Source organism: Curtobacterium sp. MCLR17_058 (assembly GCF_003234705.2).
Taxonomy (GTDB): Bacteria; Actinomycetota; Actinomycetes; order Actinomycetales; family Microbacteriaceae; genus Curtobacterium; species Curtobacterium flaccumfaciens.
Genome location: NZ_CP126262.1, coordinates 1,953,717 through 1,970,554, shown reverse-complemented (window position 1 = coordinate 1,970,554; position 16,838 = coordinate 1,953,717). Strand labels below are relative to the sequence as shown.

Annotated in this window: 19 protein-coding genes; 10 read left to right on the top strand and 9 right to left on the bottom strand. The window is 70.3% G+C overall.

The annotated features are described in order from the left end of the window. Positions 1 to 3: 3 nt before the first annotated feature. The 3 genes from DEJ11_RS09390 (at position 4) to DEJ11_RS09380 (ending at position 2,330) form a co-directional block, all read left to right on the top strand. Positions 4 to 1,401: an FAD-dependent oxidoreductase gene (locus tag DEJ11_RS09390; RefSeq protein WP_111057241.1), complete on the top strand. Its 1,398-nt coding sequence runs from the start codon at positions 4 to 6 to the stop codon at positions 1,399 to 1,401. A gap of 14 nt (positions 1,402 to 1,415) precedes the next feature. Next, on the top strand, positions 1,416 to 1,811 hold the full coding sequence (locus DEJ11_RS09385; RefSeq protein ID WP_111057095.1) for an arsenate-mycothiol transferase ArsC: 396 nt from the start codon (positions 1,416 to 1,418) through the stop codon (positions 1,809 to 1,811). A 63-nt stretch (positions 1,812 to 1,874) separates the two neighbouring features. Then, on the top strand, positions 1,875 to 2,330 hold the full coding sequence (locus tag DEJ11_RS09380; protein ID WP_123937936.1) for a hypothetical protein: 456 nt from the start codon (positions 1,875 to 1,877) through the stop codon (positions 2,328 to 2,330). A 126-nt stretch (positions 2,331 to 2,456) separates the two neighbouring features. Here the strand turns inward: DEJ11_RS09380 and DEJ11_RS09375 are convergent, their stop codons facing one another. The 3 genes from DEJ11_RS09375 to DEJ11_RS09365 form a co-directional block, all read right to left on the bottom strand. Further along, complete coding sequence (locus DEJ11_RS09375) at positions 2,457 to 3,200, bottom strand: hypothetical protein (RefSeq protein WP_146247922.1); 744 nt, start codon at positions 3,198 to 3,200, stop codon at positions 2,457 to 2,459. A 115-nt stretch (positions 3,201 to 3,315) separates the two neighbouring features. Then, a complete protein-coding gene (locus tag DEJ11_RS09370) occupies positions 3,316 to 3,903 on the bottom strand; it encodes a hypothetical protein (RefSeq protein ID WP_111057098.1) in 588 nt (195 codons plus the stop codon). Between the two features lie 54 nt (positions 3,904 to 3,957). Beyond that, positions 3,958 to 4,656: a hypothetical protein gene (locus DEJ11_RS09365; protein ID WP_146247923.1), complete on the bottom strand. Its 699-nt coding sequence runs from the start codon at positions 4,654 to 4,656 to the stop codon at positions 3,958 to 3,960. A gap of 66 nt (positions 4,657 to 4,722) precedes the next feature. Between DEJ11_RS09365 and DEJ11_RS09360 the strand changes: the two genes are divergently transcribed. Continuing rightward, positions 4,723 to 5,127: a hypothetical protein gene (locus DEJ11_RS09360; protein WP_146247924.1), complete on the top strand. Its 405-nt coding sequence runs from the start codon at positions 4,723 to 4,725 to the stop codon at positions 5,125 to 5,127. Between the two features lie 464 nt (positions 5,128 to 5,591). Further along, complete coding sequence (locus DEJ11_RS09355; RefSeq protein WP_111103593.1) at positions 5,592 to 6,233, top strand: copper resistance CopC family protein; 642 nt, start codon at positions 5,592 to 5,594, stop codon at positions 6,231 to 6,233. A 15-nt stretch (positions 6,234 to 6,248) separates the two neighbouring features. On the opposite strand, the gene DEJ11_RS09350 is transcribed toward DEJ11_RS09355, so the two are convergent. Next, positions 6,249 to 7,280: an alcohol dehydrogenase catalytic domain-containing protein gene (locus DEJ11_RS09350; protein ID WP_111103592.1), complete on the bottom strand. Its 1,032-nt coding sequence runs from the start codon at positions 7,278 to 7,280 to the stop codon at positions 6,249 to 6,251. Positions 7,281 to 7,526: 246 nt separating this feature from the next. On the opposite strand from DEJ11_RS09350, the gene DEJ11_RS09345 reads away from it, so the two are divergent. Further along, positions 7,527 to 7,967: a GNAT family N-acetyltransferase gene (locus DEJ11_RS09345; protein WP_111103591.1), complete on the top strand. Its 441-nt coding sequence runs from the start codon at positions 7,527 to 7,529 to the stop codon at positions 7,965 to 7,967. A 31-nt stretch (positions 7,968 to 7,998) separates the two neighbouring features. Here the strand turns inward: DEJ11_RS09345 and DEJ11_RS09340 are convergent, their stop codons facing one another. Beyond that, positions 7,999 to 8,679 carry an SDR family NAD(P)-dependent oxidoreductase gene (locus tag DEJ11_RS09340; RefSeq protein WP_111103589.1) on the bottom strand — a complete coding sequence of 227 codons (681 nt, stop codon included), beginning with the start codon at positions 8,677 to 8,679 and terminating at the stop codon, positions 7,999 to 8,001. Between the two features lie 102 nt (positions 8,680 to 8,781). Here DEJ11_RS09340 and DEJ11_RS09335 point away from each other — a divergent pair, with 102 nt between their 5' ends. Beyond that, positions 8,782 to 9,615 (top strand): helix-turn-helix domain-containing protein, encoded by an 834-nt coding sequence (locus DEJ11_RS09335; protein WP_181440831.1) that lies wholly within the window; start codon positions 8,782 to 8,784, stop codon positions 9,613 to 9,615. Here the strand turns inward: DEJ11_RS09335 and DEJ11_RS09330 are convergent. After that, positions 9,602 to 10,822 (bottom strand): beta-ketoacyl-[acyl-carrier-protein] synthase family protein, encoded by a 1,221-nt coding sequence (locus DEJ11_RS09330; protein WP_111103587.1) that lies wholly within the window; start codon positions 10,820 to 10,822, stop codon positions 9,602 to 9,604. The genes DEJ11_RS09335 and DEJ11_RS09330 overlap by 14 nt on opposite strands. A 54-nt stretch (positions 10,823 to 10,876) precedes the next feature. Between DEJ11_RS09330 and DEJ11_RS09325 the strand changes: the two genes are divergently transcribed. Beyond that, the gene (locus DEJ11_RS09325) at positions 10,877 to 11,455 is read left to right on the top strand and encodes a TetR/AcrR family transcriptional regulator (RefSeq protein WP_111103586.1); all 579 of its coding nucleotides are present in this window, start codon (positions 10,877 to 10,879) and stop codon (positions 11,453 to 11,455) included. Between the two features lie 62 nt (positions 11,456 to 11,517). Here DEJ11_RS09325 and dhaM read toward each other — a convergent pair whose 3' ends face one another. The 3 genes from dhaM to dhaK form a co-directional block, all read right to left on the bottom strand. Then, on the bottom strand, positions 11,518 to 12,252 hold the full coding sequence (gene dhaM / locus DEJ11_RS09320; RefSeq protein ID WP_111103585.1) for a dihydroxyacetone kinase phosphoryl donor subunit DhaM: 735 nt from the start codon (positions 12,250 to 12,252) through the stop codon (positions 11,518 to 11,520). Next, complete coding sequence (dhaL, locus tag DEJ11_RS09315; RefSeq protein WP_111030104.1) at positions 12,249 to 12,875, bottom strand: dihydroxyacetone kinase subunit DhaL; 627 nt, start codon at positions 12,873 to 12,875, stop codon at positions 12,249 to 12,251. Before dhaL ends, dhaM begins: the two co-directional genes overlap by 4 nt. A gap of 70 nt (positions 12,876 to 12,945) precedes the next feature. Beyond that, on the bottom strand, positions 12,946 to 13,947 hold the full coding sequence (gene dhaK / locus DEJ11_RS09310) for a dihydroxyacetone kinase subunit DhaK (protein ID WP_071403831.1): 1,002 nt from the start codon (positions 13,945 to 13,947) through the stop codon (positions 12,946 to 12,948). A gap of 316 nt (positions 13,948 to 14,263) precedes the next feature. On the opposite strand from dhaK, the gene DEJ11_RS09305 reads away from it, so the two are divergent. Then, positions 14,264 to 14,989 (top strand): MIP/aquaporin family protein, encoded by a 726-nt coding sequence (locus DEJ11_RS09305; RefSeq protein ID WP_071244695.1) that lies wholly within the window; start codon positions 14,264 to 14,266, stop codon positions 14,987 to 14,989. A 79-nt stretch (positions 14,990 to 15,068) separates the two neighbouring features. Beyond that, on the top strand, positions 15,069 to 16,580 hold the full coding sequence (gene glpK, locus DEJ11_RS09300) for a glycerol kinase GlpK (protein WP_071403832.1): 1,512 nt from the start codon (positions 15,069 to 15,071) through the stop codon (positions 16,578 to 16,580). Positions 16,581 to 16,838 lie beyond the last annotated feature (258 nt).

Sequence of the window (16,838 nt, the reverse complement as noted above, 5' to 3'; positions counted from 1 at the left end):
ATCATGACGCTCACCCTCACCGTCCCACCACGGACTGACGCGGACCGCCTCACCGGACTTCCCGTTGCCGTCATCGGCGCAGGCCCCGTCGGCCTCGCTGCCGCCGCGCACCTCCTTGAGCGCGGCCTCGATGTCGTCGTCTACGAAGCTGGGCCGATCGTGGGGACGAGCGTTCGCGCTTGGGGGCACACGCGGCTGTTCTCCCCGTGGCAGTACGTCATCGACCCTGCCGCCCAGCGGCTCCTGGAAGCCACCGGCTGGGAAGCACCTCGAGCGGCGTCGTTGCCCACTGGCCACGACCTCGTCGACACGTACCTGGCACCCCTCGCCGCGACCCCGCAGCTCGCACCGGTGATCCAGTACGGCACCCGGGTAGAGGCGGTGTCACGGCAGGGCATGGACCGCACCCGCTCCACCGGCCGAGCCGACACCCCCTTCCTGCTCCGCCTCCACACCGCCGACGGCGTCACTGACGTGATCGCCCGCGCCGTCATCGACACCTCCGGCACCTACACGACCCCGAACCCCCTTACTGCCGCTGGCCTCGCACCGGCCGCGGATCTCGGCGACCACCTCTTGCACGCCCTGCCCGACGTCCTCGGCGCCGACCGGGCCCGGTTCGCCGGGAAGCGGGTCCTCGTGGTCGGTGCCGGGCACTCCGCCGCGAACACGATCATCAAGCTCGCCGCCCTGGCGAAGGACGTTCCCGGTACGGAGGTGCTGTGGGCTGTCCGGAACGCCGACACCGCCCGGCTCGGCGCCGACGCCGCCGACGGGCTCGCCGCCCGCGGGCAGCTCGGCTCCACCGTCCACGGTCTCGTCGAATCCGGTCGGGTGCAGCAGATCGCCTCGTACGAGATCGACGACGTCCGCCCCGACGGCGACCAGGTCACCGTCACCGGCCGGCGCGCGGGAGAGCCGTTCGCGGTGACGGTCGACGTCATCGTGAACGCCACCGGGTTCCGACCCGACCTCGACATGCTCCGCGAGATCCGCCTCGGCCTCGACGACATCGTCGAAGCACCCCGAGCCCTCGCACCACTGATCGACCCGAATCTGCACTCCTGCGGTTCCGTGCCCCCGCACGGCGTCGCCGAGCTTGCACACCCGGAGCCGAACTTCTTCATCGCCGGCATGAAGTCCTACGGCCGAGCCCCCACGTTCCTGCTCCTCACCGGCTACGAGCAAGTCCGCTCCATCGCCGCCGAACTCGCCGGCGACCACACCGCAGCGCGCCTGGTCGAACTCGTCCTCCCCGAAACCGGCGTCTGCTCCACCGACATCGGCGGCAGCTCCTGCTGCACCACCCCCACCGCCACCGCCACTCCTGCCGCTGAGGACGCTGCCTGCTGCACTACGCCTGCGCCGTCTACTGACAGCACCTCGTGCTGCACTAACTGACCGGACTCGCACCCATGACCACGAAGCCCACTGTCCTATTCATCTGCAAGCACAACGCCGGCCGCTCACAGCTCGGCGCCGCCCTGCTCGAAATCGCAGCCGCCGACCGGTACGCAGCCACCTCCGCCGGCATCAGCCCTGCCGACGAGGTGAACCCCTCGATCGCCGCGACCGTGGGCGAGCTCGGCCTCGACATCACCGGACGCGTGCCCCGGCAAGTGACGCCCGACCTGCTCGAACAGGCGGACATCGTCGTGCTCATGAAGCCCGGCCTCGAGCTCCCCGCAGAACCACGCGGCACGGTCCTCGAGTGGGCCTTCCCCGACCCCACCTCCTGGTCACCAGACGACGTGCGACCAATGCGGGACGCCGTCGCAGAACGCATCGAACGAGAACTCCTGCAGCCGTAGTGACCAGGCCGCCCGGATAGGGAGCGAAGTCAGAAGCGCGACTCAGAGAGAAGCTGCCTACTGTTGTACATCGCCAATGGCCCACGCATCGTGCTGTGGCAGGAGGGGGAAATCATGCCAGAGGATCCAGAACGGCAGGCGTTCGAGGACGCGCGGGCGCAGGTGCGCTCGATGGCAGAGCAGCAGAACCGTCAGCCCAAGGTTTTCATAGAGGTCAAAGATCGGGATCTGATCACGCTGATGGATCGGTTCGCGGGATCGCTTGAGTTCCACTCGATGTTGGTCGCCGGGCAGCTGATGGCCGAGGTGAGCCGTCGCCAGCTGTGGGACGCGGTCCTGGAGCGACGGACCGCGATGCTGTCTCGTATGCACCCCGCAGAGGATGTTTCTGCGCTGCGGGACAAGGCTCGGGCGTCGCTCGATCACTTCCAGAACGAGCACTTCCCCGTTGATCCTGACGTTTTCGGGGAGGACGGGTTAGATGCGGAGCGGGGCTGGAACGGGTACATCCAGTTCTGACGTCGACATTCGTGAGGTCCGGCCTCCCCCTCCAGCGTGCTGTCTCGGGGCTTGGCCAGGTGCTCCTGCCGCCCCATCAGGTCGGGTATATCGCGAGTGAGGCTGAGCAGGTCTTCGGTGCAGGATCTATCTCAAGCGCCGGGTCTCGAGTAGTTCCAGCAACGGCTGCACCCGGCGGCCCTCGGTAAGCCATTCGATGGGCGTCGCCGGTTCACCGTGGATGCGCGTGTACGGGTGTGGTGTCGTCATGAAGCCGAGGATCGACGTCGGGTGCATGTCGTTGTCGAACGCTCCGGCCAACGTCGAGAGGTGATCCAGCACCGGGTGGTTCGGGTCGTCGGTGAATTGCCATGCCGGGAAGCGCAGCTCGTCGTCGCACACGAACGCGAACAGGTTGCCGGACACGAGGTGGGTGAGGACCCGTGCCGTTCCGGTATCCAGCCAGTCGGCCGCTTCCTCAAGGGTGAGGGAGGCACTCATTCCGCGCTGCCAAGAACGGCGTTCGGCTGCGTCGAGCTCGCCGCGCGCGACGGCGGACTTTGCAGCTTCGTACCGCTGCCGAGTACCGAACGCCGACTCGATGAGTGCGTCTTCCTCGTCAGGTGTGAGATCTCGGCCGGTTCGAGGACGCGGCGGGTTGTGGCGTGGCCCGAAATCTCGACCGCCGGCGTGAACACCGATTAGTCGTGGGAAGGCGCGGTCTTGCCGCGGCGGGTCAAGATCGCGGTCCCTCGTGACCAACAAAGCGTCGTCGGCATCCGCGAAGTCCATGGTGGCGTTGCTGCGGACGCTGTCCGGCAGGTCGTCACCCGTCAGGGCGGCGAGAGCAACACGTGCGCGTGCCCGCGCGATCTGTACCCGTGACGTCATCAGGCACTACCCTCTTGTTTGACTTCTAGGTCCCCCACAGTTGCCGCCTGGAGGGGTGGTGGGTTGAGGTCGATTGCGAGACACGAAGGGCGGAACTGTGTGCATCCGAGGCGTCCTACCGCCAATTCGCGGCTTCGAGATGGTCGAGCACGACCTGGACGTCGCCGCCGATCGTCAACCAGTCGACGGGCGTGAAGGACTCATTGGTCCCCTCGATCTCGAGGTCCGCGTTGTACATGTAGCCGAGGATCGTGGATGGATGTTTCTGATCACCCCACGCCGGCGTGAGTCGTGCAAGGCCGGGAAGGACAGGTATCGCTGGGTCATCGGTGAATTGCCACGCCGGGTACCGCAACTCCCCGGCGCACACGAAGGCTGTCACTTGCCCCGTAGCGAGGAGCGCGTGCAGCTCAGCGTCGTTGATGCGCAACCAGTCCGCGGCTTCCTCGGCGGTCAACGCAGAGACGAGCCCCTCAAGTTCCGTGCGACGTTCCACGTTCTCCAGCTCGCCGCGGGCGACTTCGGCCTTCGAGTCCTCGTACTCTTCCCGGGTCCAGCCGCCGAACCGGATGAGGAACTCCTGCTCCTCGAGTGTCCCTTGTCGGCCACGCGGAACTGTGGGTGGCTCAGCGACTCGGCCATAGTCGCGGCCGTGCGCGATGACACCGGCGAGGGAGTTGAAGCTCGATAGGGGGACGTTCACAGTGGTCGCTTCCGCTGCTTCAGCCGGAGTGTGGATGCCGTTTCCCAGCCAACCTCACCGGTCACCCCGTCCTCCGAGTACGAGATCTTGGAGGCGCGAAGCAGACCCCTCGAGCACAAGCAGCAAGGTCCGCACCACGGGCCAAGGCGATCCGCCCGCGATCAGATGTTCTCTTGGACTGCACCGCGCGCCGCCCCGCTGCAAGTGCGGGTCTTCGGAGCACATCAGGCGAGCAACTAGTGCTGGCGGCGCGTCAGGCGGTACGCACTGCAGCACCGTCGGTAGAACATCGGAGATGAGCTCCAAAGTCTTGGCACCGGCGTCGATGAACTGCCACGAGGGGAACAGCAAGGCTCCAGCCCGCTCGAACCCCCAGAGCTGTCGAGAAGCCACGTCAGCCCGAAGCTCATGGAGAGTACTCCCCCGTCGTCGGGCCACGTCCTCGGCCTGCAACAGCGCCGCGTGTTCGATCGATATGGCTCGGACCAGCACGGTCATGAGATTTCGGTCGCTCAGCTCCGCTTCCCATTGGAACTCGTCACCGACCGCGCCGATCCACTGAAGGATGAGAGCTCGCTTCGCCGTTCCCAGCGGACTCGGCCGGTTGAGTGCCGTTAGCGATTCGGCGATCTGCTCAACCGTTGCGTAGAACTCGAGTCCAAGCGATTCGATGGCCGCCTCCAGCGCGGCGAGCGACATCTGACGCGAGGCGGCAGACCTCACCGGCGAAGGGGCCGCCTCTGATGCTTCCAACGCCACTTCCTCACCTGCCAGCCGCTCGCAACACGTCTCATGCCGCGTGCTGATTATAATCAGCACATGGGAAAAGGCGAGCGAGGCGCGGGTTCTGGTTCACCCCGCCTCACGATCGAAGCCACAACCGGTGCCAGAGTGGAAGTCTCTTGGCTGGACGCGGTCGTGGTCCCCGAGGCCGCGCGTATCGACTACCGAACAGTCGGACGCCGCGGCGACTTCGTCGTGACCGTCGGAGCTGCCGAACTCGCTGCCGTCTGTGACCTCGACTCCGGCGAGTACGTCGTCAGCGGACAGCTTGGAGGGGACGAAACGGCTGCGGCGCTGATGCGCGACCTACTGAGGCGCCGCCTGCAACACCTTCATGAGGCTCCCGTCCAGTCACGGCAACGCTTCGAGGGACGCCTCCGTTCCCTCGCTGAAATGTCAGGCGGAACGTGGTTTGCCTTCGAAACGGTGATCGACCTCTAACGTGCGGGCCGTCGCCACAGCTCGGCGTCCAGGGCAAGCTCGAGCCGAGCGAGCGTGGCGAGATCCGGCCAGGAACGACCGGCCAGAACACCCAGCAACGTCGTGTGGTGCACACCAGCAGCCGTCGCGACTGCGCGCGTGCTCTGAGTTCCCATTGCTTCCCTCAGTCGCACCACGAATGTACGAGCCGCTTCCGCGATCGCGTCGTCGGCGGGAATCTCCGGCCAGGGCGCCGGCGCGAGCTCGAACGGTCGCTGTCGGGGAGTTCTGCTCACGCGTCCCAGCGTAGAGCGCGAACCGTCCTCGTTGAGGATGGTCAACGGCGTCTGCGCCCTCGGTGCCCCGAACAGCCACGTCTCACGCGTCGATTACTACCAAAACGAATATTGACCTCCACCAGCAAGACGTTCGGAGGCCCCGTTCGGCTGGCGGGACGCTCGACATCACTTCCCTAGCGTGGACGCGTGCACGATCACCGAGATGACCAACGCCGCTCACGAACCGTGACACCCCGGGTCCTGTTCGCCGTCGCCCTGTCCGCGTTCCTCGTGCTGATCGGCACGACACCTGCATCGGCGCACGCAGCACTGACATCGAGTGATCCGGCGGACGGCGCCACCGTGGCTGCCGACCTTGAGCGAGTGACACTCAGCTTCAGCGAGGCGCCGCTTGCCGGGCTCGAAGCCGGTCTGCGCATCGAGGTCCGGGACGACGGCGGGACCGACGAGTCGTCCGGAGCGGTTGCCGTCGGTGGCACCTCGATGTCCAAGGCGGTGTCGCTCTCCCCCGGCCCGCACACCCTCGTCTGGCGGTACGTCTCCCCTGACGGCCATCCGATCGAAGGGCAGCTCGCGTTCTCGGTGGAACCGGCCGCATCTCCGACCGTCCCACCCACGACGACGAGCCCGACGGCCGCGCCCACATCATCCTCGGAACCGTCGGCAGCGGCAGCGGGAGCCGCACCGAACACGGGTGCCGGAACGCACGGGCACGGCCACGGCGGCCCGGCACTCCTGGTCGGGGTCGTCGGGATCCTGGCAGTGCTCGTCATCGGCGCGGTCGTGCTCCGCATCCGCCGGGGCGCGGACGCGCGGACCGAGGGCTGACGGGACGCCCGAGCCTCAGAACACCGCGACGGTCATGCCCGACGAGGTCGCAGGGCGGTCCATCGCGACGAGCGCCTCGGGCAGGTCGTCGAAGCCGATCGTGCGGCCGATCGTCTCCTCCGGACGCAGCCGCCCGGCCACGACGGCGTCGAGCATCGCGCCGTACTCCCCGACCGCCGCGCCGTGGCTGCCGAGCAGTTCGAGTTCGTCCGCGATGACCCGGCCCATCGGGATCGCCGGAGCGGCTTCGTCGTCGAGCAGCAGCCCGACCTGCACGTGCCGACCGCGCGGACGCAGGGACGCCACGGCGGCGACCGAGGTGGCACGGCTGCCGTAGGCGTCGAGCGAGACGTGTGCTCCGCCGCCCGTGCGGGACCGGACCGTGGTGACGACATCGGCGTCCATCAGAACGGTGTCGGCGCCCAGGGCGGCTGCGCGTTCGAGTGCGGCCGTGGAGACGTCGACGGCGACGACGTGCGCGCCGGCGGCCACGGCGACCATGACCGCGGAGAGTCCGACTCCCCCGCAGCCGTAGACCACGACCCACTCCCCTGCGGCGACGCGCCCTCGGGCGTGCAGGGCGTGGAACGCGGTGCCGAATCGGCAGCCGAGCGCCGCCGCCACCGCGAAGTCCACGGCGTCGGGCAGCGCGACGAGGTTCAGGTCGGCGTGCGGGACGACCAGGGAGTCCGCGTACGAGCCCTGCAGGTCGAACCCGGGCTGCTGCTGGGCGGTGCACACCTGGGTGGCGCCGTCGAGGCACTCGGCGCAGGTCCCGCATGCGAACACGAACGGTGCCGTCACCCGGTCACCCACGGCGAAGCGCTGGACGCCCGTGCCGATCGACGCGACGACGCCGGCGAACTCGTGGCCGGGCACGTGCGGCAGCCGGACGGAGTCGTCGTGGCCCTTCCAGGCGTGCCAGTCACTGCGGCAGACGCCGGTGGCAGCCACCCGGACGACGACGCCGTGGTCGGGTGCGACCGGTTCCGGCAGGTCGACGATCGAGGGGACGGAACCGAACTGGGCGTACTGGACAGCGCGCATGCGGCCATCCTGACAGACGCCGGACGCCGGACGCCGGACGCCGGACCCCGGACCCCGGACCCCGGACCCCGGACGATGGCTGCCCGACGTCGGACCAGCGCGACCGACCGCCAGCCGCGACCCGCGCGTCGGGGTCCCCACGGGCCTCCAGGCCACCCGGCCACCCGACCACCCGACCACGCGAGCGGTCCACCGCACCCCGATCGGCCGTTGCGCCGCAGGCGCGTCCGCCGGTTGACTCGTCACGTGACCGATCTGCGCTTCTCCGCCGACCCCGAAGACCTCGACGTCGACCGCGTGCACCGCTGGCTGAGCGAGGAGTCGTACTGGGCCCGCGGCCGTGACCGGGCGACGCAGGAGGCGATCATCGCCGGCTCCCGGAACTTCGGCGTGTACGACGCGACGACCGGCGAGCAGCTCGGCTACGCGCGGGTGATCACCGACGGCGTGACGTTCGGGTGGCTCGCCGACGTGTTCGTGGACCCCGACGCCCGGGGCCGCGGCGTCGGGGTCGCACTCGTGCGCGGCGTGACCGAGGCGGTCGAGCCGCTCGGCCTGAAGCGCTTCGCCCTGTTCACCGCGGATGCCCACGGGCTGTACGAACGGTTCGGGTTCCGCCCGCTGCCCGACCCGGACGGCTGGATGATGCGCCCCGGGCCGGGGTTCGGCGCCGACGTGCACGACTGACGGGGCGCGGGCGCACACGGAGCGCTGCCCCTCAGTACTCGATGCGGCCCTCGCGGTTGTGGAACTCCCCCGTCGGCCCGTCGGTGCCGATCGTCGCGAGCCTGACCGTGGCGTCGGTGCCCTCGGTGATCGTCTGGTGTCCGCCGAACCCGTTGAACTCCGTCGCCGTGTAGCCCGGGTCGCTCGCGTTCACCCGGAACCCGGGCAGGTTCTTCGCGTACTGCACGGTCAACGCGATCACGGCCGCCTTCGACGCCGCGTACGGCACCGCAGGCACCCCGTACTCGTCGTGTCCCGGTGTCGTCAGCCAGCGCGGGAACCCCACCCCCGACGAGACGTTCACGATGACGGGTGCCGCCGAACGTCGCAGCAGGGGCAGCGCGGCCTGGGTCACCCGGACGATGCCGGTGACGTTGGTGTCGAGCACGGTCGCCATCGCGCTCGCGTCGAGGTCGTCGACCCCGAACGAGGTGCCGAGGATCCCGGCGTTGTTCACGAGGACGTCGAGTTCGGGGATGGTCGCGATCGCCGCGTCGATGCTGGCCTGGTCGGTGACGTCCAGCTGCACGACGTGGGCGCCGAGTGCGCGGGCGTCGTCGCCGCTGGCCGGGTCGCGCATGCCGGCGTACACGGTGCGGCCGGCTTCGAGCAGTCGGCGTGCGGTCTCGAGTCCGAGGCTGCGGTTGGCCCCGGTGATCAGTGTCGTTGTCATGCGCCCAGCCTGCCCCCGCCGGTCCGGCTCCCCCAGGCACGGTGCGACGGTGGGACCGGCAGTACCAGGACGGACTGGAGGCGCGGGGCGATGATGGTGGACATGAGCGAGTTCGCGAACGTGTTGCGTTCCTGGCGCGACCGGGTGCGTCCCGAGGCGGTCGGCCTGCCGGCCGGCCCCGGCAGACGGACCCCGGGCCTCCGTCGCGAGGAGCTCGCCGCGCTGGCGGGCGTGAGCGTCGACTACGTCGTCCGCCTCGAGCAGGGCCGGGCGACGAACCCGTCGCCGCAGCTGCTCGCCGCCCTCGCGACGGCGCTCCGGCTGTCGTCCGAGGAACGGGACCACCTGTGCCGGGTGGCCGGCGTCGCCCCGCCGTCGCGTCAGGTGGTGCCGCGGCACATCACGCCGGGCGTACAGCGGCTGGTGGACCGGCTCGGCGACGTCCCGCTCGCGGTGTTCACGGCGACCCACGACATCGTGCTCTGGAACGAGCTGTGGGCCGCGGTGAACGGCGACCCCTCGCGGTACGTCGGGCTCGATCGCAACCTGGTGTGGCGACACTTCACGCAGGAGCGTGACGGGGTGGACTGGGACGACGAGCACCAGGAGGAGTTCTCGAGCGACCTCGCCGCCGACCTGCGGCAGGCCTGCGGCCGCTACCCGGCGGACCGCGACCTGGCGGACCTGGTCGACCGGCTGCTGCGGGACTCCCCCGAGTTCGCCCGCCGGTGGGAGACCGGCCGGATCGCCGAGCACCGTGCGAGCCGCAAGGTCGTGCACACCCCCGTCGGGCCGGTGGAGATCGACTGCGACGTGCTGAGTGTCCCCGGCGGTGACCTGCGGATCGTCGTCTACACGGTCGTCCCGGGCTCCGAGGACGCCGCGAAGCTCGACCTGCTCCGGGTCACCGGCCTGCAGGAGCTCACGCCGCGGTGAACACCAGCGACGCGTTCTGACCGCCGAACCCGAACGAGTTGTTCAACGCGGCACGGAGCGGTGCGGTCCGGGCGGTGCCGGAGACGACGTCGAGGTCCACCGCGGGGTCGAGCCGGTCGAGGTTCAGGGTCGGTGGCACGGTCCCGGTCTCGAGCGCCCGCAGGGTCAGGATCGCCTCGACCGCGCCGGCAGCGCCGAACATGTGCCCGATTGCGCTCTTCGGCGCGGTGACCAGCGCTCCGGTCCCCACCGCACGGCTGATGGCGGCCGCCTCGCCGACGTCGCCGACCGGCGTACCCGTTGCATGTGCGTTCACGTGGTCGACGTCGGCACCGGTGAGGCCCGCCATCCGGATCGCGGCGCGCATGGCCCGCTCCTGCTCGCTGCCGTCCGCCAGTGGTGCGGTGATGTGGTGCGCGTCCGAGGTGATCCCCCACCCGGCGAGCGTGCCGTGCGAGCGCTGCCCCCGGGCGGCGGCGTGGTCGGCACGCTCGAGGACGACGATGCCGGCGCCCTCGCCGAGGACGAAGCCGCGGCGGTCGGCGTCGAACGGACGGGACAGGGTCGTGGGGTCGTCGCCGTCGGGCTTTGCGAGGGCCTGCGACTGGGCGAACGACGCCATCGTCACCGGGGTGACCGCGGCCTCGGTCCCGCCGGTGATGACGACGTCGGCCTCACCGGTGGCGATGAGTCGCGCGGCGGTGGCGATGGCCTCCGCACCGGACGCACATGCCGACACCGTCGTGTAAGCGCCGCCCCGCGCCCCGTAGGCGATGCTGATCTGCGCGGCGGCACCGTTCGCCATGAGCATCGGCACCGTGCGCGGTGAGACCCGCCGGGCACCGGACGCACCGAGCACGTCGTGGGCGTCGAGGAGCGTCTCCACTCCCCCGATCCCGGTGCCGATCACCACGGCGAGGCGGTCGCCCTCCACCGCGGGGGCACCGGCGTCGGCCCAGGCCTCGTCCGCGGCGACGAGGGCCAGCTGCTGACTGCGGTCCAGGCGATTGGCGCGGACCCGCCCGAGCGCCCCCTCGGCGTCGAGTGCGGCATCGGCCCCGACCCGGATCGGCACCTGTTCCCAGAGCGCTCCGCCGCGGTGCAGGGCGCGGACGCCGGAGCGACCGGCCGCCAGGGCGTCCCAGAGCGGTGCGACGCCGTGGCCGAAGGGTGAGACCGCGCCGTAGCCGGTGATGACGATGTCCACGGGAACTCCTCTTGTACGTTGAACAAGTTGAGTTGTACCACGTACAATTCCGACATGGCAACCACGGTGGACGGCTCCGGCACGGCACGCGGCGCGGCGACACGGGCGAAGATCCTCGCCGCGACGGCCGGACTGCTCAGCGCGGGCGCTCGGAGCGTCACCGTCAGCGAGGTCGCCCGGGCCGCGGGTGTCTACCCGAACCAGATCACCCACCACTACGGCTCGAAGGACCGCCTGGTGCTCGACGCCGCGTTCGCGCTGTTCCTCCGCGACACCACGCGACTGCAGGCGGCCGGCCGTCGTGCCCGCTCGGCGGAGGCGTTCCGGCAGGTCCTCGCCCGCACCGCCTTCGCGATGCCGTCGACCCCGCTCGTGGTCCGCGCGCTCGGCGGTGCCGGGGACGACCCGGCGCAGCGTGAGCGCGTGCGGCTGCTGCTGGCCGTGCTGTTCCGGCAGTCCGAGCGCTACCTGGAGCGCGTCGTCGCCGACCAGGGCTGGACGAGCCCGAGCGGTGTCGCCCGGGACGCTCGCACGTTCTGGAGCGCCGTGTTCGGTGCCACCCTGCTCGCGGACGCCGGGGTCACCGGCGGCCCCTCGGACCTTGACCTGGCGGGGACGATCTCGATCGGGTGACCGGGGTGGCCACCGCCGCCGGGGTCTCCCCCGGCGGCGCTGTCACTCGCCCGGCGGCGGTGTCACTCGCCGAAGCCGGACCGGACCAGTTCCACCAGGGCGTCGACCGCGGCCTGCGCGTCCTGCCCGGTCGCGTCGATCGACACCGTCGCACCCTTCGGCAGCGCCAGGGCCATGATCGCCAGCAGGCTCTTCGCGTCCACGCCGTTGACGTGCACGCTCGCGTCGTACTTCGCCGCCGTCTTCACGAACTCCGCGGCGGGCCGGGCGTGCAGCCCGGTCTCGTTCACCAGCTCGACCGACGCGCTGACGCGGTCGGAGCCGGCCGCGTCGTCGACGGCGGCAGCCCCGTCGGCCGGCCCCGTGCCTCCAGGCTGGTCACCGGACGGACGGGAGGCGGTGCTCGCGTCCGCCTCGGAACCCGCGGCCGACGCTGCGGCGGCCAGCACGGCGTCGGCGTCACCGCCCGTCTGGGCGGCGACCGCGGCCGCCACCGCTCCCTCGACCAACGGGGCCTGCGACACGTGGACGCGTGCGCGGACGTCGTCGTCCAGGAAGTCGAGCGCGGTGTCGGTCGTCAGGTAGGCGGAGCCGAGGTCGCACAGGACCACGACGGCGTCCGCCTGGGCGAGTTCCTCGATGCCGGCGGTGATCGCCTCGAACGAGGTGCCGATGCCGCCGTCGTCCGTTCCGCCCGCGGCGACGAGCGGCACGTCCGCGGCCATCTGCCGTGCCAGCTCGACGGTGCCCGTCGCGATCGCCGCGCTGTGCGAGACGACCAGGATGCCGACGGTCACGCTGCGTCCACCGCTGCGCGCAGGATGTACGCGGTCGACTGCGCACCGGGGTCGCGGTACCCGATCGCGCGGTCGCCCAGGTAGCTCGCGCGGCCCTTGTGGGCGACGAGCGGCTCGGTGTCCGCCGCACCCTGCGCGGCGGCGTCTGCTGCTGCGGTGAGCACGGCCTTCGGGTCGTCGCCGGCACCGGCGGCCGCTGCTGCGGCGTCGACCGCGGGGCTCCACGCGTCGACCATCGTCTTGTCGCCGACCGCGGCCTTGCCGCGGGACACGACACCGTCGCGGGCGGCGGTGAGCACGGCGACGAGGGTGTCCGCGTCGAGTTCGGCCGCGTCACCGGCGGCCTGCGCCGCCTTCAGGTAGGCGGTGCCGAAGAGCGGGCCGGCCGCCCCGCCCACCGTCGAGATGAGCTTCGTCGCGACGGTCTTGAGCACGGCACCCGGGGTGTCGAAGGACCCGGAGTCGACGGCCTCGAGCACGGCCCGGAACCCGCGGTCGAGGTTCTCGCCGTGGTCGCCGTCCCCGATCTCACGGTCGAGCGTGACGAGCTCGGCGCGGTGTTCGTCGATCGTCGCGGCGGTGCGACGGACCCAGTCGATGGCCCATGCGGTGTCGAGCGCCAATGCGGTTCCCTTCGTGTGTCGAGCCCGGTGGCCCGTTGTCGTGGTCCGGTGGTCGAGCGGCCGTGGACGCTCAGCGTCCCCAGCGCAGGGCCGGGGTCTCCACCGGGGCGTCCCAGAGGGCCGTGAGTTCGTCGTCGAGCACCGTGACGGTGAGCGAGAACCCCTGCATCTCGAGGGACGTGACGTAGTCGCCGACCAAACTACGCGTGACCTGGTGGCCGCGGTCCGAGAGGACCTCGGCGGCGCGTCGGTAGGCGATGTAGAGCTCAGACAGCGGAGTGCCGCCCATGCCGTTCACCAGGAGCAGCAGCGACGACCCGGCCGGGGCGTCGAGGTCGGTCAGGATCGGTTCGAGCACGCGGTCGACCAGCTCGTCCGCCGGTGCCATCGCGATCCGCTCGCGGCCGGGCTCGCCGTGGATGCCGATGCCGAGCTCGACCTCGTCGTCGGCCAACACGAACGACGGCTCCCCCGCGTGCGGGACGGTGCCCGATGCCAGTGCGAGCCCCATCGACCGCGTGACGTCGTTGACGTGCCGGGCCACGGCGGCGACCGCGTCCAGGTCGTCCCCGCGCTCGGCGGCGGCGCCGGCGCACTTCTCCACCACGACGGTCCCGGCGACACCGCGCCGGCCGGCGGTGAACAGGGAGTCCTGCACCGCGACGTCGTCGTCCACCACGACGGACTCGACGCGGACGTCGTCCATCGCCGCGAGCTCGGCGGCCGTCTCGAAGTTGAGCACGTCGCCGGTGTAGTTCTTCACGATGTGCAGCACGCCCGCACCACCGTCGACGGCCTTCGTCGCCGCGACGATCGGGTCGGGCGTCGGGCTCGTGAACACCGGGCCGGGCACCGCGGCATCGAGCATGCCGTACCCGACGAAGCCGGCGTGCAGCGGCTCGTGGCCACTGCCGCCGCCGCTGACGATCCCGACCTTGCCGGCGACGGGTGCGTCAGCGCGGTGCAGGTGGATCGGGTCCTCGACCAGGACGACGTGTCCGGCGTGTGCCCGGGCGAAGCCCCGGACGGTCTCCTCGACCACGGCCTGCGGGTCGTTGATGAGCTTCTTCATGCGGTGCCTCCACGGGTACGGGGTCGAACCGTGGCGGTCACACCGCGCGTCGTCGACCGGAGTGGGCCCAATCTACATCGACGGCACGGGCAGCCGTCCGCTCCCGATGCACGTTCGTGCAGTGCGCCGAGGACGCGCCACCGGCTCGGGATCGTGCTGGGGACACTCGTCCTGCACGTTCGTGCACGATGCCGCACTTCGCTCACGAATTCATCGCCGGGCCGTGAACCGCATCACTATGGTTGGCCTCAATCACTCAACGGGGAGTGCGGCGCAGCACGGCCGGACCCCCACCCTCACGCACTGGAGGTCACCGATGGACGGCATCGGCGTCAATTTCCTGTCCGAGCTCGTCGGTACGGCGATGCTCATCATCCTGGGTGGCGGCGTCGTCGCCGCTGTCTCGCTCGCGAAGTCCAAGGGCTTCGGAGCCGGGTTCCTGATGGTCACCATCGGCTGGGGCTTCGCGGTCTTCGCCGGTGTCACCGTCTCGTACAGCTCGGGCGGTCAGCTCAACCCCGCGGTCAGCCTCGGGCTCGCCCTGCTCGGCAAGATCACCGTCGGCGAGATGTTCCTCTACTGGCTCGCCCAGCTGATCGGCGCGATCATCGGCGCGGTCATCGTCTGGCTCGCCTACAAGCAGCACTTCGACGAGGAGCCCGACGCGGCCGCCAAGCTCGGCGTCTTCTCGACCGGCCCCGCGATCCGGTCGTACGGCTGGAACCTCGTCACGGAGATCATCGGCACCTTCGTGCTGGTCTTCGTCGTCATCGCGTTCTCGAACGGTCAGACGCCGGCATCGCTCGGCGCGATCCCCGTCGCCTTCCTCGTGATCGCGATCGGTGTCAGCCTCGGTGGCCCCACCGGCTACGCCATCAACCCGGCCCGTGACCTCGGCCCCCGCATCGCGCACGCCATCCTGCCCATCAAGGGCAAGGGCTCGAGCGACTGGGCCTACGCCTGGGTGCCGGTCGTCGGACCGCTGATCGGTGGCGCCCTCGCCGCCGGCCTGTCCGTCGCCCTGCTGCCCATCGTCAGCTGACCCACCCCACCCCGAAGGCGTGACCGGCCGTTCCGCACGACCGACCACGCACCGCACCGAACACCCGTAAGGAGCACCAATGGCCGACTACATCGTCGCCATCGACCAGGGCACGACCTCGACCCGAGCAATCGTGTTCGACCACTCCGGTTCGATCATCTCGACCGGGCAGAAGGAACACGAGCAGATCTTCCCGCGTGCCGGGTGGGTCGAGCACGACCCCGCCGAGATCTGGGACAACACCCGCGAGGTGATCGGTCAGGCACTGTCGCGTGCCGACATCACGCGCCACGACGTCGCAGCCGTCGGCATCACCAACCAGCGCGAGACCGCCGTCGTCTGGGACAAGACCACCGGCAAGCCGATCTACAACGCGATCGTCTGGCAGGACACCCGCACGCAGGCGCTCGTCGACAAGCTCGCCGACGGCGACACCGACAAGTACAAGGCCATCGTCGGCCTGCCGCTCGCGACCTACTTCGCCGGCACCAAGATCATGTGGATCCTCGAGAACGTCGAGGGTGCTCGTGAGAAGGCCGAGGCGGGCGACCTGCTCTTCGGCACCACCGACACCTGGGTCCTCTGGAACCTGACCGGTGGCATCGACGGCGGCGTGCACAAGACCGACGTCACGAACGCGTCCCGCACGCTGTTCATGGACCTCGAGACGCTGCAGTGGCGCGACGACATCCTCGCCGACTTCGGTGTCCCGAAGTCGATGCTCCCCGAGATCGTCAGCTCCTCCGAGGTCTACGGCCACGTCGAGTCCTCGAGCCTGCTGCGCGAGGTCCCGATCGCCGGCATCCTCGGCGACCAGCAGGCCGCGACCTTCGGTCAGGCCGCGTTCGACCAGGGTGAGTCGAAGAACACCTACGGCACCGGCAACTTCCTGATCTTCAACACCGGTACCGAGATCGTCCGCTCCGAGAACGGCCTGCTCACCACCGTCGGCTACAAGCTCGGCGACCAGGAGACGCACTACGCCCTCGAGGGTTCGATCGCCGTCACGGGCTCGCTCATCCAGTGGCTCCGCGACAACCTCGGTCTGATCGGCAGCGCCCCGGAGGTCGAGGCCCTGGCCAAGACGGTCGAGGACAACGGCGGCGTGTACTTCGTGCCGGCGTTCTCCGGGCTCTTCGCGCCGTACTGGCGTCCGGACGCCCGCGGTGCGATCGTCGGCCTCACCCGCTTCGTCAACAAGGGCCACATCGCGCGTGCCGCCCTCGAGGCGACGGCGCTGCAGACCCGAGAGGTCCTCGACGCGGTCAACGCCGACTCCGGCGTGGACCTGACCGAGCTCAAGGTCGACGGCGGCATGACCGCGAACAGCGAGCTCATGCAGTTCCAGGCCGACATGCTCAACGTGCCGGTCGTCCGTCCGGTCGTCGCGGAGACGACGGCGCTCGGTGCGGCCTACGCCGCCGGTCTCGCGGTCGGCTTCTGGGCCAACCTCGACGAGCTCCGTGCCAACTGGCAGGAGGACAAGCGCTGGGAGCCCCAGCTCGACGCCGCCGAGCGCGAGCGCACGCTCCGCCTGTGGAAGAAGGCCGTCACGAAGACCTTCGACTGGGTCGACGAGGACGTGCAGTAACGAAGCACGCGCACGCTGACCGCGTGCACTGAACGCACCGACGGGAGGCCCGGTGCCGGTTCCAGGAACCGGCACCGGGCCTCCTGTGCGTTGCGTCTCCTGCGGGTCGGTCGCGGTCGGTCGGTCGTCGGTCGTCGGGCGGTTGCCGGTGCGGCACGGTGCGGGCTTGTTGACCGGGTGCAGCGGTGACCGCGCGGTGCGCGCTCGTGGCGCAGCACCAGGCCGTCAGGCTCGCACCTGGTGACGAACCGCGCACGG